The 20,870-nt window shown below is 59.7% G+C and carries 14 protein-coding genes; 7 read left to right on the forward strand and 7 right to left on the reverse strand.

Features of this window, described 5'->3' with window-relative positions; genetic code table 11:
* Positions 1-2 precede the first annotated feature (2 nt).
* The 7 genes from BGE01nite_RS07685 to BGE01nite_RS07715 all read left to right on the forward strand — a co-directional run bounded on the left by BGE01nite_RS07685 (position 3) and on the right by BGE01nite_RS07715 (position 7,827).
* Positions 3-2,291 (forward strand): ATP-binding protein, encoded by a 2,289-nt coding sequence (locus BGE01nite_RS07685; protein ID WP_146849851.1) that lies wholly within the window; start codon positions 3-5, stop codon positions 2,289-2,291.
* Positions 2,292-2,399: 108 nt separating this feature from the next.
* Complete coding sequence (locus BGE01nite_RS07690) at positions 2,400-2,624, forward strand: hypothetical protein (RefSeq protein WP_146849852.1); 225 nt, start codon at positions 2,400-2,402, stop codon at positions 2,622-2,624.
* Positions 2,625-2,817: 193 nt separating this feature from the next.
* Positions 2,818-4,779, forward strand: a complete 1,962-nt coding sequence (locus BGE01nite_RS07695; protein WP_146849853.1) for an alpha-1,4-glucan--maltose-1-phosphate maltosyltransferase — start codon at positions 2,818-2,820, stop codon at positions 4,777-4,779.
* A gap of 9 nt (positions 4,780-4,788) precedes the next feature.
* Positions 4,789-5,232, forward strand: a complete 444-nt coding sequence (locus BGE01nite_RS07700; RefSeq protein ID WP_146849854.1) for a hypothetical protein — start codon at positions 4,789-4,791, stop codon at positions 5,230-5,232.
* A complete protein-coding gene (locus tag BGE01nite_RS07705; RefSeq protein ID WP_146849855.1) occupies positions 5,229-5,708 on the forward strand; it encodes a Fur family transcriptional regulator in 480 nt (159 codons plus the stop codon). Before BGE01nite_RS07700 ends, BGE01nite_RS07705 begins: the two co-directional genes overlap by 4 nt.
* A 122-nt stretch (positions 5,709-5,830) precedes the next feature.
* Positions 5,831-7,150 (forward strand): DUF1552 domain-containing protein, encoded by a 1,320-nt coding sequence (locus tag BGE01nite_RS07710; protein WP_146849856.1) that lies wholly within the window; start codon positions 5,831-5,833, stop codon positions 7,148-7,150.
* A gap of 233 nt (positions 7,151-7,383) precedes the next feature.
* Positions 7,384-7,827: a CBS domain-containing protein gene (locus tag BGE01nite_RS07715; RefSeq protein ID WP_146849867.1), complete on the forward strand. Its 444-nt coding sequence runs from the start codon at positions 7,384-7,386 to the stop codon at positions 7,825-7,827.
* Between the two features lie 201 nt (positions 7,828-8,028).
* Here the strand turns inward: BGE01nite_RS07715 and BGE01nite_RS07720 are convergent, their stop codons facing one another.
* The 7 genes from BGE01nite_RS07720 to BGE01nite_RS07750 all read right to left on the reverse strand — a co-directional run.
* Entirely contained in the window at positions 8,029-9,453 is a 1,425-nt protein-coding gene (locus tag BGE01nite_RS07720) for a hypothetical protein (protein WP_146849857.1), read from the reverse strand.
* Between the two features lie 10 nt (positions 9,454-9,463).
* A complete protein-coding gene (locus BGE01nite_RS07725; RefSeq protein WP_174770040.1) occupies positions 9,464-13,714 on the reverse strand; it encodes an NHL repeat-containing protein in 4,251 nt (1,416 codons plus the stop codon).
* 10 nt (positions 13,715-13,724) lie between these two features.
* Positions 13,725-14,720 (reverse strand): leucine-rich repeat domain-containing protein, encoded by a 996-nt coding sequence (locus BGE01nite_RS07730; RefSeq protein ID WP_146849858.1) that lies wholly within the window; start codon positions 14,718-14,720, stop codon positions 13,725-13,727.
* 21 nt (positions 14,721-14,741) lie between these two features.
* Positions 14,742-15,872 (reverse strand): dienelactone hydrolase family protein, encoded by a 1,131-nt coding sequence (locus tag BGE01nite_RS07735; protein ID WP_218032927.1) that lies wholly within the window; start codon positions 15,870-15,872, stop codon positions 14,742-14,744.
* Positions 15,873-15,889: 17 nt separating this feature from the next.
* Complete coding sequence (locus tag BGE01nite_RS07740; protein WP_146849860.1) at positions 15,890-17,293, reverse strand: DUF1552 domain-containing protein; 1,404 nt, start codon at positions 17,291-17,293, stop codon at positions 15,890-15,892.
* An 11-nt stretch (positions 17,294-17,304) separates the two neighbouring features.
* Positions 17,305-19,722, reverse strand: a complete 2,418-nt coding sequence (locus BGE01nite_RS07745; protein ID WP_146849861.1) for a DUF1592 domain-containing protein — start codon at positions 19,720-19,722, stop codon at positions 17,305-17,307.
* A gap of 89 nt (positions 19,723-19,811) precedes the next feature.
* Positions 19,812-20,870 (reverse strand): hypothetical protein (locus tag BGE01nite_RS07750; RefSeq protein ID WP_218032928.1); only part of this gene is annotated, 1,059 nt, incomplete at its 5' end.

The following is a 20,870-nucleotide window of genomic DNA, read 5'->3' on the forward strand; positions in this document are numbered from 1 at the left end:
ACATGAGCAGCGATCTCGAAATCGTTCCCCTGCTGAAGCTCGATCTCCGCACTGAGCCGGACATCGTGACCTGCAGGCAGCACGCGCGTCAGTTCGCCGCAGGACTCGGTTTTGATCTGCAATCTCAGACTCGCATCTCCACCGCTGTTTCCGAGGTCGCCCGCAATGCCTATCAATATGCAGGCGGCGGTGATGCCGAGTTTCAGGTCGAGTCTGAGTATGATGGCCTCCACCGTTTCGATCAGCGCCGTCAGGCCCTGGTCATCATCCTTCGTGATCAAGGCCCGGGCATCAAGGATCTGGCCACCGTCCTGTCTGGAAACTACCGCTCCACCACCGGCATGGGCGTGGGCCTCATCGGTGCACGCCGCCTCATGGATGCCGTGGAGATCGATAGCTCTTCCGCAGGCACCGTCATCACCTTGCGGAAAAATCTGCCGGCCAAGGCCTCCCGCAAAACTTCCGATGAACTGAAGAAGCTGGTCGTCGAGCAAGCGCCCAAGCCGCCGTCCAATGACCATATCATCACCGAGGTGCAGCTTCAAAACCAGGAGCTGCTGGGTGTGATGGAGGAAGTGCGTGCGCGTCAGGAAGAACTCACTCAATTGAACAAGGAGCTGGAACAGACCAACTCCGGCGTCCTGGCTTTGTATGATGAACTGGAGACACTCCACCGTGTCGGCTTGCTGCTCGCATCCAAGATTGATCAGCGGGCCGTCATTCAGGCGCTGATCGAAGCCACGACGGATCTGACGGGCGCAGAGTTTGGTACGTGCTATCTGCGCGGCGGTGTTCAGGAAGACTGGACACGTTATGCCAGTGCGGGGCCGCAGCAGGCTTTGCTTCAATGCCTGCCGGAGATCGAGCATCCAGATTTCTTCGGCCCTGATTTTGGCTCCGGTGCCCTCGAGCACATTCCAGACCACAGCATCCATGCGGAGCCGTGCTGCTGTTCCAGGTTTGCAAAGGCCCTGTTCCCCGGCGTCACACTGCGGAGCTGTCTCACCGTCCCCTTGGTGGACAGTGACCTTGCCGTTATCGGCGCGCTGGTGTTTGGCAGCGCGGAGCCCTGCATCTTTTCCGAGCGTAGTGAGCGCATCGTCGCCAGCATCGCCGTCCAGGCTGCGGTGGCCATCGACAAGGCTCGCCTCTATGACAGCGTGAAGGCCGCGAGCGAGGCCAAGGACAAGTTCCTGGCCATGATCAGCCATGAGCTCCGTACGCCGCTGACTCCCGTGCTGAACATTGTTTCCAGCCTGCATCAGGATGCCAGCCTGCCACCGACTGTTCGCGAGGACATGGCCGTCGTCCTGCGCAACGTGCAGCTCGAGGCCCGCTTGATTGATGATTTGTTAGACTTCCACCGCATCATCAAGGGGAATCTCAGTTTTGCCCGTGAGCTCGTGGATGTGCACGCCATGATTCACAACGTCATGGAGATCTGCACCTCGGATGCGACCAGCTTCTCCCATGATCTGCAGCTTCACCTGGAATCATCCCGGCATACGGTGCTTGGAGATCCTGCCCGTCTTCAGCAGGTGCTGTGGAATGTGCTGAAGAACGCCATCAAGTTCACCCCTCGCGGCGGACGCATCATCGTCAGGACAGGGATTCAGGAACCCGCCACGCTGCACATCTCCGTCACGGACAATGGTCGCGGCATCGAGCCCGAGCTGCTTCAGGGCATCTTCGGTGCCTTTGAGCAGGGCAGCGTGGAAGGCATCACGCAGTTTGGCGGTCTCGGTCTCGGCCTCGCCATCACTAAGGCTTTCATTGATAAGCATGAGGGCAGTGTCATGGCCCACAGCCTAGGTCGCGGGCACGGCACCTCAATTAACATCCATCTCCCGCTCGCCGAAACGGAAGCTCCTGAGGTGGCTCGCGCTCCCGCAGCGCCCCAGTCATCCGTGCAGCAGCCGTCCTCCCTGAGCATCCTGTTGATTGATGACCACACGGACACGCTCTGGAGCCTGAGCCGCCTGCTCAAGCGCCACGGCCACACCGTCACCACCGCTTCCAACTGTGCCGAAGCCCTGGAGCATTCCGGCCAGACTGTCTTTGATCTCATCATCAGCGACCTCGGCCTGCCTGATGGCTCCGGCCTCGACCTGATCCGCGAGATCCGCAAGTCCCGCACCACCCCGGCCATCGCCCTCAGCGGCTACGGCATGGAGAGTGACGTCCAAAAGAGCACCGACGCCGGTTTCGAAGCCCACCTGACCAAACCCATCGTCTTTCAGTCCCTCCTCCGCACCATCGCCGCGCTGACGCAGGCGGGCACGGCTGCGTAGTTGCCAGTAAATCACAGGCAGGTTAGCCTGGTGTTATGGAGGCTCTGACCTTGGTCACCAGCATGGAACTGACCAGCCTTCTAATTCAAAACCTCGCTCTGACCTGCCGTGCTTGAAGTGATCGCCATCTTAAGCGTTGGTTCGCTGTTCGCTTACATGGGCCTTCGCGCATTGCGCACCGGTGTAGCCGCCATCAAAGGCTATCGTTTTCAAAGGGAGGAAAGCTACATGCTGTTCTGGGGCGTCACGGCGATGTGGTTCAGCATGTCCTTTTTGGTCTTCTTACCCTTCATCGCTGGTGTGATACATTACCTATTGGGACTGGAAGAATAGGGAGACGAGGCTGCACCTTCGTACCATGGGCTTTCTGGCCTCCGCCAGTTCAATTCTGCGCAGGGGCAGGGCCGCCCAAAGCTCCCGACAACGGAAAACCGCGAACCGTGAACTGAGAACCGTAAACGGCTTGGCCCCAACATCCGCTCTTGCCTCACGGCCCTCCCTCCGCTGTATACAATACCTTCACGCCATGCCCGCAGCCGCCGTCTACGCCCCCACTGTCGTCATCGAGAACTTCTACCCTTGCATCGAGGGTGGCCGCCACGCCATCAAGCGCATCGTCGGCGAGCCTCTCGAGCTCTGGTGCGATATCTTCACGGACGGCCACGTCGTCATGTCCGCCGTGCTCAAATGGCGCCTCATCGGCACCAAGCGCTGGTTTGAGGCCCCCATGCAGCTTGTGGAAAACGACCGCTGGCACGGCCAGTGCAGCTTTGAATCCCCTGGCCGCTGGGAGTATGCCGTCGAGGCCTGGTCAGACACCTTCAAGGGCTGGAAAAAGACCTTCCCCGTGCGTGTGCAGGCCCATGACCCGGATGTGCCCGTGGAAGCCCTGGACGGCGCCCGCCTCCTCCGTGAGGCCGCCCAGCGCGCCCGCGCGGCCGGCGCGCCAGACTGCGCCACGCAGATTGAGGACGTCGCCGATCTGCTGACCTCCTTGCCACCTCAGGAAGTCATGGAGGTGCTCCTTTCCGCCGAGCTGCAGAAGCTCATGGATGTCTACGCTGACCGCGCCCTCTCCACCACCAGCGAGCCGCTGAAGGTCATCGTCGAGCGTGAGCGCGCCCGCTTCTCCGCCTGGTATGAGTTCTTCCCGCGCAATGCCGAGGGCCGTGCCGACAAGCACAGCACCTTCCGCGACTGCCTCCCGCGCCTGGATGATGCGAAGGCCATGGGCTTTGACACCATCTACTTCCCGCCCATCCATCCGATCGGCGTCACAGCGCGCAAGGGCAAGAACAACACCCTCATCGCCTATGACGGTGATGTCGGCAGCCCTTGGGCCATCGGCGGACCTGCCGGCGGCCACCGCGATGTCGAGCCTGCGCTTGGCACGGTCGAAGATTTTGTTTGGCTGGTCGGCGAGGCACAGAAACGCGGCCTCGAGATCGCGCTCGACTTCGCCATCAACTGCTCCCCGGACCATCCCTATGTCAAAGCGCATCCGGATTGGTTCTACCAGCGTCCTGACGGCAGTATTCGTTATGCCGAAAACCCGCCGAAGAAGTATCAGGATATCTACCCCCTGAACTTCCATTGCGCCGACTGGAAAAACCTCTGGCGCGAGCTCATCGACGTCGTCCTCTTCTGGGTCGACAAAGGCGTGAAGATCTTCCGCGTCGACAATCCGCACACGAAGCCCGTCTCCTTTTGGGAAGAGCTGATCAGCAGCGTGCATCGCAAGCACCCGGACATCATCTTCCTCGCCGAGGCCTTCACCAAGCCGAAGATGATGCAGGTGCTGGGCAAGATCGGCTTCACCCAGAGCTACACCTACTTCACCTGGCGTGAGGACAAGGCTGGCCTAACCGAATATGCCAAAGAATTGACCGAGGGCGACATGCGCTGGTACTACCGCGCTAACTTCTGGCCGAACACACCGGACATCCTGCCTTTCTACCTGCAGAACGCCCCGAGCAGCATCTTCCGCCTGCGCGCCGCGCTTGCCTCCACGCTCACCCCCACCTGGGGCATGTACTCCGGCTATGAGCTCTGCGAAAACCAGCCGCTCCCCGGCAAGGAGGAGTATCTCGATTCGGAAAAGTTCCAGCTCCGCAACCGCGACCACAACGCCCCAGGCAACATCAAAGGCTTCATCGCTCGTCTGAACAACATCCGTCGCGACAACGCCGCGCTGCATCTTTACGACAACCTCACGTTCCACCACGCCTCGCATAGCCAGATCATCTGCTACAGCAAGGTCACCCCGGACAAGCGCAACCGCATCCTCTGCATCATCAGTCTCGATGGCATCGGCAATGCCGCCGGCACCGTCCATCTGGATCTCGGCGCGCTCGGCCTCGATGCCAGCAAGCCCTACCGCGTGAACGACCTCATGCACGGCCACAGCTACGAGTGGAGCGGCTCCGAAAACTACGTCGAGCTCAACCCCGCCGGCACCTCCATGCACATCTTCCGGGTAGAGCAGTGATCTTCATCCATGCCGCGCTGGATTCAGACTCTTTTCGGGCTTCGTGAGGATCAGCTGATCCGGAACGGGTACCTGTCCTTCTGGATGAGTCTCGGGGGTGTCGTGCTCTTTCTCAGCGCGGCGGTCGGTGTTTATTACATGGTGAATGTAAGACTCAACGCCGGAGTGGGGGATCATGTGTCCTATCTTCGGGAGGAAGCTCGAGCCCTCTCCGTCGATGTAGCGTCCAGGCAGCAGTTGAGTTCGTCCTTCCGCGTCGCAGCAGATCTGCTGGAAAGCAGCATGTCCGCCCTTAGCGTGGTCTGGATCATCATCGCAAGCCTCGTCATCTTCTGCGCATACGCAGCCGCAGCCTCCCTGCGTATGCGTGACTTGGCGCTCGAAATCCAGGCTCTGAAAAACCGACCGGGTGCATGGGCCGATGGCGTATGCAATAAGGAGGGCCAGTCATGAGCAAGCACCACCATCACCACCACGACGGCTGTCACCGCCCGGAGCCTGAAAAGCTCCTGGAGGACTCCCTGGCCCGTGCCCGTGGCAAGGGACTGCGCCGCACCAAGGCGCTGAGTGACGTGCTCTCCATCCTCATCCAGGCCTGCCAGCCGCTCACCCTGGCAGACATCTCCGAGTCCGAGGCCCTCGTCAGCGAGGCCGACCGCGCCACCGTCTACCGCCTGCTCGTCAAACTGGAGCAGCACGGCCTCATCCGTCGCCTGGGCCTGCACGACCGCGCCGCCTACTACATCATCAATCTCCCCGGCGAGCACCACGACTACCTCATCTGCAACGACTGCGGCCGCATCGAGCGCCTGGACATCGCCTGTCCCGTGCAGACCTTGGAGGAAACGATCGCCAAGTCCTCCGGCTTCAAAGGCATCTACCACGAGCTCGCCTTCTACGGCCAGTGCCCGGACTGCTCAAAGACGTAACGTAAAACGAACTTTCCAGTTCGTTTTCTGGCGCAGAGCGCGCCCTCTGCCTCCCGCGCGCCCACATTTCTTGTCCAGACCCTGCAAATTGCGGCCTTCTAAGAGCGTAGCCCTTCCCCCCCATGAAGCACCTCCACCGCCGCCAATTCCTCCGCGACCTCGGCATCTCCGCCGGAACCTTGCCGTTCCTCTCCGGACTGCCGAGCATCACGGGCGCGCCTGCTCCTCAGAAGCGCCAGCGGCTGGTCATCATGTTCTCGCCCAATGGCACCCTGCCGAATGAGTTCTGGCCGGACCAGGAAGGCGCGGATTTCAGCTTCAAAAGCATCCTGAAGCCTCTCGAGCCCTTCAAGAAGCAGATGCTCATCCTTCACGGCATCGCCAACAAGGTGCGTGGCGATGGAGACAGCCACATGCGCGGCATGAGCTGCCTCCTGACCTGCGATGAGCTGCTGAAGGGCAACATCATGGGCGGTGGCGGCAACCCCGCCGGCTGGGCCAGCAGCATCTCCATCGACCAGGAGATCAAAAACTTCCTCCAGAGCCAGGTCGCCACGAAGACCCGCTTCGGCTCCCTCGAGTTCGGTGTCGCCGTCCCTGAGCGCGCCGACCCCTGGACCCGCATGAGCTATGCCGGCGGCAATCAGCCCATCGCTCCCATCGATGACCCGCACCAGATGCTGAAAAAGCTCTACGGTCAGATGAAGGACAAGGAGAGCCTTGTGAGCATTCTCGATGACGTGCGCGATGACCTGAAGCGCATCTCCGCCAAGCTCAGCGCCCGTGACAAGGCCCTCCTCGAGCAGCACATGACCCTCGTTCGTGGCTTTGAGCAGGACCTCGCCGATGCTGACAAGCAGGGCAAGCTCGCTCACCCCGTGCCCAAGGTCGACCCGAGCATCGAGCTCGTGAACGACAACACTCCGCAGATCAGCCGCATCCAGATCGACCTGCTGGTGAACTCCCTCGCCAACGACATGGCCCGCGTGGCCACCCTGCAGTTCATGCGCAGCGTCGGCATGGCGCAGATGCGCTGGCTCGGTGTCGAGGAAGGCCACCACAGCCTCTCTCACGATCCCGACGACAAGAAGGAGAGCTACGAGAAGCTCCTGAAGATCAATACTTGGTTCGCCGGCGAGTTCGCCTACATGGCCAAGCGCCTCAGCGAAACGCCCGAGCCTGGCGGCGAAGGCAGCATGCTGGACAACACCCTCCTCGTCTGGACCAACGAGCTCGGCAAAGGCAACAACCACACGCTCGACAACATTCCTTACGTGATGCTTGGCGGCGGTTTCGGCTTCAAGATGGGCCGCAGCCTGAAGTTCGACAAAGCCGCCCACAACCGCCTCTGGATGACCATCGCCCACGCCATGGGTCACAAAGGTCTCAAGACCTTCGGCAAAGCCGAGCTCTGCGAAGGCGGCCTCCTCAACCTGGCCTAACCATTAAAAGAAAACATCCGCACCGCCGGAGACATGTTTCACAGGATTAACCAAAAATAAAATCCTGTGAATCCTGCCATCTTGTTAATCCTGTAATAAAAAGCCCGCGGACATCCCAAAAGTCAGCTCCGCCAAAGGATTCACTGTCTGTCAGGGCATCCCCGATTCCCGGATCAGGGCCAGAACCACCTTGCCATCCTTGCAGCATTTTTGGATAATCCAGCCATATGGAAATCAAAACCGCTGCCAAAACCCTGCTGGAGCACAAGAACCGGGAAGTCTGGACCATCTCCCCGAACGTCACCGTGCTGGAAGCCATCAAGACCATGGCGGAGAACAACGTCGGCGCCCTGCCCGTGGTGGAGGGTGGCAAGCTCGTCGGCATGATTTCCGAGCGCGACTACACCCGCAAAGTCATGCTTAAAGGCCGCTCCTCCAAGGACACGCCGGTGGGTGACATCATGTCTCGTGACCTCGTCACCGTCTCCCCGGATCAAAGCGTCTCCGAGTGCATGTCCATCATCACCGAGAACCGCGTCCGCCACCTCCCGGTGGTCGATGGCACCCAGCTCGTCGGCATCATTTCCATCGGCGACCTCGTCCGCTGGACCATCGCCACCCAGCGCATGACCATCGAGCAGCTCGAAGCCTACATCGCCGGCGGCTACCCAGGCTAAGCGCCCGCGAAGTCGCGAAGCGTCCCGGAGTGCGGTGGCAGAGATGTACGGGCCACCGTGCATCGTCGACACCGCTCTCGTGCGCACCCCGCACATCCCGTTGCCTAAAACATCGAGGACGCACAGTTGCGTGTGCCCACGCGCGTCGCCTTTCGCCCCACAAGGCGCCCTCTTCCTAACTCCGACCTCCGCCTTCCGAACTCACTTCACTGGCGCCTCCACCAACCAAACCTCCGCACAACTCAAACGCTTGTTAGGCAGCTCTGCCGTCAGATTCACCCGCACATCATCGCCAACTTTCAGATCACCCAGCGTCATCGCCTTGTCCCCCTTCCAAACCTTCGTCGCCTCACTCACCGGAAGAATCCGCTGCGCAATGTCCTGCGGCCGCTGCATGTCCCCATTGTAGTCCTTCACCATCGGCAGCTGCCATGCGATGTGCAGCCTGTCCGGATGAATGGCCGCCACACGCCCCGTCGTGGCATTCGCCATCAAGTGGCTGACCTCGTCACTGATGATCGTCACACGCGTGAAGGCCCCCTTGTCATCCTGATAGCAGTGGAAACGATAGCGCTGGCCTGTTGGCAGTTTAACCAACTGCGTGTCCTTTCCGAGATGCTTGACCGTGTGCTTCTTGATCAACGTAAAATTCACCGCCTCACCCGTCCTCTCCGCTAGAAACTGGCCCGTGCCTGTCTTTGCATCCGCAGACACCAGCTCACCAAACACCAGATGCTCGGAGAAAGGCGGTGCCTTCACCCCTTCCTTGAGCTGATACCACGGCAGATGCTCGTTGCTGTAGTCCGTACGGAAGGGAAACTGCTCCGGATACTCCTTCGCCACATTCTGCACCAGCTCCTGATTCAGCAGGCGCCCAAACCCATAGCCCATCAGACTCTCACCATAGTACTGGTCCTGCGCCTTCCACCCTTGCAGGAACACACGCACCACACGCCCTTTGCGAAACCCCTCGAGCATGTTGGACACACTCAGCGTGACCTGATACCCGCTGAACCCAAAGCCATCCACCGGCAGCTTCTGCACCTCGAGCACGGCCCCGTTCTCACCATCCACCCCCGGATTCCACGTGCGCAGCTCATCATTCGCCACACAGGTCTTCGTGGTCTTGCCCTTCACGAGAAGCTGACCATAAGCCGCTTCATAGAAAGCCGGATCACCGCTGAACAAAGCCACCGTGACCGCTTTGCCCTCCGTCTTCGTGATCCATCCAGCCACACCACGCTTCTCCGTGAATTCACGAAACTTCTTCTGCAGCTCCGCATCCGGCTTCGTCTCACCATCATCCGTCGTGATCAGCTTCACCGGCCGATCCGTCTCACCCGGCAGCACCAGAAAGTCCATCTTCGCTCCCAGCGGCACCTCGCGCAAATCCGCCTCGCTGCCGCGATACTTCATGATCGCATAGGGCGGCATCGTGAAGTCCACCAACTCCCCCTTGTCCGTGCGGAACTGCCCCGCACGACGAATGAAATCCACATTCACCAGCTCCCCATGCATGCGTTGGGCATCCGTGAGCTTGGGAAAAGTCTGCTCAACGGCGCTGAGTGACGAAGAAAGCAGTAGCAATAAAGTGCCGAGGAGGCGTGAGACAGACGTGCAATTCATAAAACAATAATCATTCAGAAGTCAGGCGCCACTTGCCCCAGAGCTTCGGCGTCAGTTCGGCCTCGCTGGGCACATCGGCGGTGATGGCGGTGGCCTTGTTAGACCAGTAGATGCGTTGCGTGGTCTGGAAGTTCGAGCCGCGCAGCACGCCGAGATCAGCGCGCACTTCATCGCCACTCTTCGGCTGCCAATGCAAGGCAGCGAGAGGCATGCTGATCTCATAGTTGCCAGCGCCATCAGCGGCGAAGGACAACTGGGCCGTCACATCCTCAACCACATCAATGCTGATGCTGCGCCATGGACTGCCAAAGCTCACAGGTTCCTTCGTGCCGGCCACTTTGGCTCGATAGAGAATCGCGCGTGGTTTGCCCTTGATGAACGTGACGAGAAGCCGCTGATCCGTGTCCGCCTGCAGCATGAGATCCAGGCAGCCTCCGGTCTTGAAGAGCGCGTTGGGTGTTTCTCCGCTGTTGTTCAGCAGTTCCTTTTCACTCGTGCGCCAGGCAGCAAACAAACGATCTCCACTGAGGGTGACCGCAGCGCTGACCTCATAAGGCTTGGAGTTGCTGTTGAAGTTGGCCTTGATGCCACGGCGATCAATCGATGCCCAGTCCGTGGTGGCGGGCCAGTCATCGAGCTTGCCGTCCACCTTCGGAGCTTGCTGGCGCATCATCACATTGAGGATGCCGGTGCCGCGAGCCTTCTGCCGGGCGATCTCAGCACGGGCAAACCAGTCACGCGATTTTTCGAGATCCTCCGCAGTCACGGTGATGGTTTGATCGGGAAGCCGCTGAATGGAATCAAGCCCATCCACCCGCACAAGGCTGGTGCGGCCACCATCAATGAGGAACACCTTGCCGTTCGGTGTCTGGGTGATGCTGGGCCAGAAATTCTCGTCGTGCAGGGAGACCTCCGTCACATCCATGTTCCGCGTGGCGACAGGTGCGCCCCAGTTAGGCCGCAAACGGATGTCGTTGAAGAAAGTGCTGACGAACAATCCGTCAGCCGTGAACAGATACATGTTCCCCATGTTGCCATTGATGCAAAACATCGGTCCGGCCTTGCCTTGGATGAAGTCGCCTAACAAGCGAGTGTGTCCCACCACCATGCCAGGACGATCCGGCACTGCAGCCTCATGACTCGCATGCAGACCCGGCCAGGCGCTGGGGTAACTCCAGCGCGGCTCAGCCTTGAACATGCCGCCGATGCCATGAGGAGAGAACGGAGCGGTGGCATTCGTGGTGAGTGTCCACTCTTGAGTTTGCAGAGCTTGATTGCCGCCGCTCGAGGGTGGTGCGCCGCCTGCGGGACCGACCTTCTCGGCCTTCAGCTCATAGAGCGGCACACCATGTGTATCGAAGCCCTTCGGTGCAAATCTGGCCGTCATGTCCTCAAAGCGAGCGACGAGAAACGCGAGGTCACGTGTCACGGTCACGCCACGCGAGGGCGCCTTGATCATGCGCACTTCGTCAGGCTGCGGCTTGCCATCACCACTCGTGTCAGACCACGCGAAGGTCGCATGCTTGTCGGGTGGCGGATTATCCTCTTCAGGCTTCGTGCCTTGCGGCCATGCGGAGCGAAACTCCGGCCTGCGCAGCCATTCCCAGGCATGAGCACTGCCGAGCCCGGCCACAAGATGCACGACCTTGCCATCGTCGTGCCAGATGAAGGCCGCATTATCACCGCCCGTGGGATTGTGCGTGTAGCAGCTGGTGAAGTAGCGCTCACCCTTATGAGCGGAAGGATACAGCGGCGTGTCCGGTGAAAAGTGACCACCGTGGGCTTCGAGCAGAGGATCAGGACGCGCAAAGACGCGCTTCAGTTGATCCGCGCCCGTTTTCCAATCGAGTGCGAATTCGAGGCCTTTGTAGAAGAACCTCTTCTCATCCTGCGGATCAAGCACGCCACCTCCGCCATACTCGGTGGGACCGTAGAAAGTGTGGACCAGCTCACCGTGTCCATTCCACACGGACACACGACGCGGGAAGTTGTCAGACTCGACGACCCATACCCGACCTTGTGAATCTTGCGCGAGCCCGTTCGGATTGTTGATGTGCAGCGGGTCGTAGTCGCCAATCGCCGGAGCGCCAGCCTTGCCGATGCTGCGCAAAGACTTGCCGGTTCGGTCAAAGACCTTCACCTGATGTGATGTGCCGCGATCCGTGATGAAGATGTTGCCATTCGCACCGGTGGTGACATGCCGGGGATCTTCCAAGCCTGTGATCAGTGTTTCAGGCTTAGAGTCATAACTTGTCAGGCTGAGCAGGTTTGTTTCGCTGAGCACAAGCATTCTGCCGGAGGCATCAAAGGTCACACCACGTGGATTCTCCACAGGCAAACGGCCCGTGATACTGCCCGCTTTGGCATCGACAAAGATGAGTTCATTTTGGCGGATCATTGAGCAGACGATGATGCCATCACGCACGGCGATGCCCGCGAGCACATAGACCTTGTCGCCGCCATCAAAGCCTTCAAGCTCAGGAGGCTTCACACCATCACTAGGCTTCTTGATGCGTGGATCAGGCCCGAGCTGAACTTTGAAGATGGGCTTGTCTTCCAGCTTCTTCGTCTTCGCAGTGAGCCGCAGTTCGCCATCCCAAACAGAGCCGACGTAGCAAAGGTGATCGGCGATGTGTTGCTCACCTGAATCGACGGCGAGTGTCGGCGCGCCAGTCCATGTGCCGCCCACCCAATGCTGTCCGCCGATCTTCGTGCCATCTTCGCGCAGCCACTGCAGGCCGTGCCCGCCCTCTGCCACATACGCGCCCATGAAAACGAGCGGCTGGCCATCAGCGGTGCGCTTGCCTGACACGAAGGCCATGCTGGAGGGTGGCGTGTGGGTCGTCATCCAGCAGCCCGTGTTGTCAGCGGTAGGCCAGGCAGGTTTGCCGGCGCTGTAGATGCTAAACTCATAGTGCAGCTTCACGGGCTTGTGCCAGAGGCCGCGCACCTTGTAGCTGCCAGGTGCCACGGGCCGCGTGGGGATGTGATACACGCCATGGTTTGCGGCCTCGGGATCGCGGAGCAGATCATCACTGCCATCCCACCATGCGATGTTCTCACCCGCAGGGAAGGGCGCCTCGCTGACCAGGTTTCGCACACGATGATTCGTCATGTCTTCAATGACCAGCGTCACCAGTCCCGCCTCTGGCAAAGTGAACTTCACCGGGATCGGCGGTGGTTCCTCACTCGCCTTCGGCAGGACGATGCTGGTGAGCGCCGTATCTCCGAGCGGCACCAGCGCCATTAGCTCGCCTAACCAAACACGTCGCCCATCTTTGACTTTGGAATCAAGATGCGGGTGGGTGGATTTGACGCCGCTCGTCATGCGCAGCCGAAGGGCACGAGTGGTGACCGCACCGTCCAAAGGTATCCACTGTGGCCCGAGCGGCATGGGATACAGGGCTTCCAATCGCTCGCCCTTGCCCACACGCTTCCAGCTTGCATCGGGTGCCTCACGGATGCTTGCATCGTCTGCGCCCGTAAAGGCATCGATCTCGCAAGATTGGAATCCGGTCCAGAGCAGACAGACATCACGCATCGTCACGACTTTTGGCCAGGTCAGCGTTACGATCTCCGGATGCTCGGCCGAGACAGGCAAGGCAGCGCCGTTCTCACCATTGTCCCAGGACTGCCACAGGCGGTTGCTGGACTCGTCCACGACCTTCGCGGAGACGTCATCGCGTGCTCGCGACTGCACCAGAGCCTGCGGGGCCACATTGGCCATGCGTTCATCCGTCAGCCACATGCCATTGAGCACGCCTGTCATCTCACGATCGCCTGGCGCTGGCTGGTGGCTGAAGCGCAGTGCGCGAGTCTGCGTGCCAGATGGCAGCACCCAGAGGCCATAGTTTCCATCGAGCACCTCGGCGCGTGTTGGCGCGCCCTCGACCAATCGTTCGGCGGGCAGCCATTGTGAATCATCAGCCAGGTCGCCTGGATACGTTGCCTCCGCTTTCAGCACACTCAAAGTGCCACCGCCACTGACAAGCACGCTGCCCACCTTGACCGGCTGATTGAAAGCGATGCGCAGATGCCGCGCACCGCCTTCACGACCCGCACCAAACTTGGCCCCGCGCCAGTCGGGCTTGCCCTGCTCTGTCCACACCACGGACTTGGGCTCTTCAGCCATGGGCGTCTCGCTGCCTCCCACCCATTGAGCAAAGGCCGCCTTGTCGAGAAGCGCTGCTTCAATGGCAAAGTTAGTTCGCGGAATGAGCAGGCTTAGAGTTGTAAGTAGAGCGAGGGAGCGAATACGCATGCAGGTTGGCTCACTTAAAGGTGAGTGTGGTCTTGGGCAGCAGCGCTTGGATCTTCGTTTGTGCTTCCGCGCTGAACGGTTCCTTGGCTGGCACGAGGCGCATGGACTTGAGGAAAGCGAAGTCTTTGAGGACAGGAAGGCGCTCATCAGGGAACGGCACCTTGCCGAGTTCGAGATGTTCCAGCTGAGTGAGGCTGGCGACAGTCTTCAGTTCGGCATCGGTCAGCTTTGTCGCGTTGGTCAAGGTGAGCCGGCGCAGTGTGGCGATGCCTTTGATCAAGGGAATGCAGTCGACGGACTCAAAGCCCTCGCCGAGCTGCAATGACTCCAGCGGGAGCTTCGTGAGATGAACCAGGGCTTGTGGCGTTGCCTTCGAGGTGCCGAGTTCAAGGCCCTTGAGCTTGGTGAGCTTCGCGAGGTGCGGTGCGCCTGCATCCGTGAACTTCGCGTGAGCCAGGCTGATGCCTTCGAGGTTCGGCAGGTGATCGCAAAGCTCCTTCAGACCTTCATCATCAATGCTGCTGCCGCGATGGCTGACCTTGATGAGTTTGGTGAAGCCGTCGAACTTCGCATAAGCACGCCCGGTGATCTTGGTGCCGACAAAGGAGAAGGCTTCAAGGTTCTTGAGCCCGGCAAACTGTGCCATGCCCGCATCGGTCAGCGGACCGTTGTTGGTAAACTTCAGTGACTTGAGATTAGAGAGCTTCCCAAGCGGTGCGATCCATTCGTCGTTTACCTTCGTGGAGATGACATTCAGCGACTCCAGCGTGCTGATGTGCCCGAGATGCTCAAAGAACGCCGCGTCATACGGATCTTCCTTGCGATGATCATGCGGCCCGGCCCCTGGCACTGACAGATCCACAAGCTTTAAACTTTGCCCATCTTCCGTCTTCTCCACCTTCCCCTTGGCGCTCTCGACGGCGCGGATGACCGCCTCGACATGCGGATCGAGCGCGAAAGCAGAGACAACAAGGGATGAGAAGGCGGCAGCGAGTGCGAGTTTCATAGTTGGTTGGGGTAAATGGGTTTACTTCTTGAGCTGACCATCCCGCTGGAAGGTCTGCCAGTCAGCGGCATAGGCGGAGTTCAGCAGCCAGGAGGCAGTGGCCTTGTCACCAGCGAAAGCAGCGGAGGGAGAGATCGGCAGTGTTTGATAGCCACCCGCCTTTGCATCCCAGTTCTTGCCGAGGTATCCGCTCTCAGCATTCACCTCCGTGAGCTTCACAGAACCCTTGCTCGCATCAGCATCCGCAGGCACACGCGCGGCAAAGCTATGCCGCAGAAAGGAGAACACCAGCGGCCAGGTCTTGTCTCCCGGACCATGTCCCGTCTTCGGTTCCACCGCATAGTGCCACAGCGCGTTGTGCTTCTTCCGCATGGCCTCGATGACCCCCATGTTCTCCTCCTTGGAAGGCCGCGCGAAAAAGTCGTCAGCCTCACCAAAGATCACCATGCCAGGAATGCGCGCTGCCGCAGGCTGATACACCTGAAACGTCGTCCCCGGCCTCATCGAGATCCAGGCCCACACACGCGAGCCCTCCACTGCCGGATAGATCGCCGAGAAGCCCGTGCCATTTGAGTGCCCGTAAAGAAACAGCGGCGCATTCACCAGTTCCGGATGCTGCGAGCTTTGCGCAAACGCTTTCAACCGCTCATCCAGCAAACTGCGCGGCCAGAACCCTCGCTGCATCGGGTTCCCGACAAACTTGAAGAGCGCCAGCTTCAGCTCCCGGGCGATCTTCCGCAGCTCCACATGCTTGTACAGCCCCTCGCCACTGCCATGACCGGACATCACTACAATGCCACGCGCGGTGTCGATGCCATCCGGCATCCACAGGTCAAACTTCACCTCCTCCTTCTTGCCCTCGCCCTTCAGCTTCACCGCCTCGGCCCACTGCGCATCCGTGAGCTTCCAGTCCCAATGCTGTTCCACCGCCTGACCCGCCTTCGGCGTACCCCACTTCGCTTCATCGAGAATGATGTCCGTCCCCTGATGCTGCCCCTTCACCCCCGCATTCGCCCGCACCCACCCGATGCTATGACACTCCGGAAGCTGCAATGTCTCGCTGATCTCGATGTCAGCAGCCGTGGCGCTGCCTATGCTCAGCGAGATTGGCAGGAGAATTCGGATATGGCGGAAGAGCAAGTTGGTGATCATAGTGGCATTCATCTCGTTCAAATCAGTTCACTGACAGGCCCAAGACTGTCCACGAAGGTTTCGGCATTCACTTCCATCTTTTGCATCATGGTCAGCAGCACGTTGTTCAGGCGGGCGTTGCCGTCTTTCGGCTTGCCGCAGAGGCTGCGCCACTCATCATAGCTCAGCGTGTAGTCCTCTTTGAGATGCGGACGGTTGTAGTCGATGTGCTGGCCGTGCTTGAGGCCGAGTCCCTTGCCCCCAGCGAGCAGGATGGGCAGGTTGCTGTTGCAGTGGCTGTGGCCGTAGCTCATGCCGCTGCCAAACATGACCATCGTGCGGTCCAGCAGCGCTTCCTCGCCATCCTTGATGCCGCGAAGCTCATCCAGAAAATGCGCGAACTGCTGCATGATAAACTCATCGCTCTTCGCCAGACGATCGAGGATGAGTTGATCGCCATTGTGATGAGAAAGATTATGCCGTGCCTGGGTGATGCCGATCTCCGGAATGGCCAGGCCATTGCCCTCGCTGCCGTTCATGTAGGTCACCACGCGCGTCATGTCCGTGCGCAGTGCCAGCACAATGATGTCAAACATGGTTCGCCAGTATTCACCCGCCTGAGCCTTCGGCACATCCCGCTGGAAGGGCGCGGCCAGCTTGGGATCCACCTCAGGCTTCGGCACATCCAGCCAGGCATCCAGACGCTCCGCGCGTTGCTCCACATCCCGCACGGCATGCAGATACTCGTCCAGCTTGGTGCGGTCATCATTGCCGAGATCACGGCGGAGCGACTTCGCATCATCAAACACCGCATCCAGCACGCTGCGGCGCTTCGTGAGGCGTGCGCGTTGCGCAGCGACACCAACCGCCTCTTCGCCGAACAAACGATTGAAAATGGTTTTCGGGTTGTCCTCCGCAGGCAGCGGCACGCCATCGCGCGAGAAGGCCAGCGTGCTCGCGCCGAAGGGATGTCCTGTGCCCGCCGAGATGGACAGCTCCAGGGAGGAAAAGCGTGTCTGCTGTCCCACCACCTCCGCCATCAACTGATCACACGACACACTGTTCTCATACTTGCGCCCGCTTTGCGCATCGATCTTCGCGCCCGTGAGCCAGGTGTCCGCGCACACATGCGCCTGACCGAGTCCGTTTGGATGATGCAGGCCGCTGAAAACGGTAAAATCATCGCGATGCTTTGCCAGCGGCTGTAGGGAAGGGGACAGCTCATAGTCACGCCCCGAGTTCTTGCACTGCCAGGTCATGCCGTTCACCCCGTTTGGGATGTAGACAAACACACTGCGTCGTGGCTTGGAAGCTGCCGCGGCAGCCGCACGCACATGCAGCGGCATCATCGCATCCAGAAACGGCAGCGCCATGGTGGTGCCGAGACCCCGCAGGAAGTGACGGCGGTTGAGAAGCCAGCGTTGGGATTGGATGTTGGACATGATGAGTGCAGTTAGCGTTTCTGAAACAACGGTGATGTGACCAGGGCTTCGATCAAGGCAGGGAGGCGATAGTGATCCTTCTTCGAGTTCTCCGTGATGATTTTCAGTTCTTCACGATCCACGAAGGTCATGCCACGACGTAGCGCGTAGGTGGCGAGCTTTTCGGTGAAGGCGGTGGCGAATTTGTCCGTGTCGTCTTGCAGAAGGTGGCGCAGTTCCTGGCTGTCTTTGAAGGCGCGTCCATCGGGCAGCTTGCCACTTGGATCGAGGGCGGGATTGTCACCCGTGCCGTCCTTGATGGTTTCGACGAGGCGCCAGCGGCCGATGGCATCGTAGTTGTCAAAGGCGATGCCGAGGGGGTCGATCTTGTTGTGGCAGGCGGTGCAGTTCGGATCGGAGCGATGTTGCTCAAGCTTCTCGCGCACGGTGGTCTTCTTCGCCTTGGCATCGGGGGTGCTTAGCGCAGGCACATTCGCCGGCGGCGGAGGTGGCGGCTTGCCGATGATGGACTCCAGCATCCACACACCGCGATGCACCGGGCGATGCCGTGTGCCATCGGAAGTGAGGGAAAGGATGGATGCCTGGGTGAGCAGACCTCCACGATGATCTTCCGGCTTCAAAGACACACGCTGCACATGATCGCCAATGATGCCTGTCATGCCATAGTGCATGGCCAGACGCTCATTTACCATGGTCCAGTCAGAGTTCAGGAACTCGCTGATGCTGCCGTTGGTCTTCAAGACCTCGCGGAAGAAGCCCACGGTTTCCGCCACCATGCTTTGCTCGAGGTTCTCATCGTATTCAGGATACAATTCCTTGTCTGGTGGGAACATGCCGACCTTGCGCAGTTGCAACCACTGACGCGGGAAGCTTTCGGCAAAGGCAGCAGCCTTATCATCCTTCAGCATGCGACTGACCTCCGCTCGCAGCGTGGCACTTTCATGCAGCTTGCCATCGCGTGCGAGATCCATTAGCCGCTGATCCGGCATGCTGCTCCAGAGGAAGTAGGAGAGGCGTGAAGCGAGCTCATAATCACTGAGTCGCGCCTCAGATTGCTTGGCCTTGCCTTCTTCAAGATACAGAAAGCTCTTCGCGCACATCACGGCCACCAGCGAGCTTTTGACGGAGAGTTCAAAGCTGTCGCCGAGCTTCTGCGATTGCTCGAAAGGCTTCATCAAGGCTGTCAGCTCGCCTGGCTGCACCGGGCGACGCCAGGCGCGCTCGGCAAACTGTGCCACGATCTCTTTCGCATCCTTGCTGGCAAAGATGCGCTTGTGTGCACCTGTGGGCCAGGAGTCCACGATGGGGCCGTCCCAGTCGATGGAGTCAATGATCAGCGTGGGCTGGATGGGCTTGAAGTCATCGTCCGTGAGCTTGATCTGCCAGGGCACACGGCTCTTCATGGTGGTGAAGGCGTTCGGTGTGCCGCTGTGACGTGATCGACGTCCTTCCGGATTCGGCCCAGGCACGGAATTAATGACTCGGATGGGATACTTGCCCGCGATGAGATGCACACGCTTCTCGATGATGATGGGTTGGTCCTCGGGTGCATCCACATCCTGCTCGATCAGCGTCTCGTTGATGCTGGACATGTACATCTTCAGGCGCGGAGGCCGGCCGCCTTCCGGGCGCAGCCCGCTGAGCTTCACGCGCAGCAGGTAGTCACCCGTGGTCTTGATATCGACGTTCCAGGTGTCGGTTGTGTAGTTGTTAGGCACGATCTCAATGCGCACCTGATCGGCGATGCCACGCGCCTCATACTCCTCTTTGAAACCTTTCCAGCGCATGTCGTAAGGACCCCAGTGAATCACCTCACGCTTTGGCTCGGGACGGATGGACAAGGCCTCATCGAGGATGGCATCTGCGGCGGCGAGATACTTTTCCACATGCGCGGGTGACAGCGTGAGCACGGAGCCGATGCGCTCAAAGCCTTTCCAATCCGGGTCTTCGGGAAGGCCAGAAGGTGAGCTGACATCAAAGGTTACACCGAGCAGATCGCGGACGGTGTTTGCATACTCTTCGCGCGTGAGTTTATGAAAGCTTACACGATCACTGCCGGAGGACTGTTTCGCGGCTTCGGCTTCGTGAAGTTGGTCCGCGATCCAATCCGCCACCTTTGAGATCTCCTCGGGCTTCGGACGCGGCTCGTCATCCGGGGGCATGTCGCCGCTGTTGATGCGGTTCATAATCTCCTCCCAGTGCATCATGATCTTTGGCGACTTGAAGTTCACCACCAGATCATCCACACGCAGATCGCCCTTCTGCTTCTTCTCGCCATGGCAGTTCGTGCAGTGCTCGGCAAAGAAGGGTTTCACCAGCTTGTTCATGTCCGCTGCTGATCCCGGCGCGGCAGCCACAGCACCGTGAAAGGTGCCGAGCGTGAGTGCAGCTAGGGCAGGGATGCTGAGATAGGCAGGAAGGAAACGCATTGGACAACACAGACTAAGCCGTGCCGCGCCTCTTCCTATCAGGATCGATCCCCCGAGGATTCGGGGGAGGTGCCTGCCTCTCCTTTGTCTCACTTCGTCGAGATAACGGAATGAGAGGGATAATGCGCCCAAAGCCTGACTAGTCCCGTCGGCTTGAATCCAGAGATGGAGGCGCTGGTGTTCAAGATGACCTGACAAAGCTTTCCGGTCATCTTCACGGCATTCACTTTGGCTTCAATGACCTCTGCGGTGGCTTTGCGATCCACACCTGCCGGGGCGATGAAGGCCTTACCGCCAGCCTTGAGCTGCTTGATCACGATCTCACCTTCCTGGAAGAGCGTGAGGGTCACCTTGCCGTCCTTGGCTTCATCGATGTAACCCGGTGCTCCGTCCTGGCGCATGCGCTCTTCATGCACTGCTTTTTGTTCGGCTTGGAATTTCTGCAGGCTGGCATCATCCAGAAAGACCTCCCAGCACATCTGCACCTTGCCCTTGCCGATGCCGTGGGTCTTCGTGCGGATCTTGTCGCCGACATGGACGTCGCTGAATTTCGCGGGCTGACCATCCTTCCAGTAGCGTGTCTCGGCATCCGTGGAGATGAGGATGCCTTTCTCGCGGATGAAGCTCTTGTCGAAGTTTGCCTGCGTGCAAGTCAGCACGCCTTTCGAGGGATCGATGCTATCCACATAGAAGTACTCCTTGTGGCCGTTCATCATGTTCATCTGGTCCTGGATGTAGGTGAGCCAGACCCACTCGCCCTTCTCATTCTCATGCAGGCGGAAGATGGCACGCTCGCCGACTCGGAAGTCCTGCAGATCGCCATACGTCGCGTGATGCAGAAGCTCCGCATAAGGCATGACCGTGAAGCTCACGATCTCGTCAGTGCTCTCGCGACGGAACTTCCCCGTGCGTGTCACGGGATCGAGGCTGATCAGTTCTCCCCAGGGGCGCTGCATCTTGTCAAAAGGCACGATGACCTTCCCCGGCGTGATCTTGAGCACGGGCTTGGCAGGCGGGGCATCCGCGGCAAAGCCGAAAGCGGTGAGTGTGAGAAGGGTTGCGTAAAGAGGGCGGAGTATCAGCACCCTCTCCTTACGGCCCTTTGCCACGGCTTCTGCACCTCCCCCCGAATCTTCGGGGGCTGCTTG

Source organism: Prosthecobacter gellanilyticus (assembly GCF_007992435.1).
Classification (GTDB): domain Bacteria; phylum Verrucomicrobiota; class Verrucomicrobiia; order Verrucomicrobiales; family Verrucomicrobiaceae; genus Prosthecobacter; species Prosthecobacter gellanilyticus.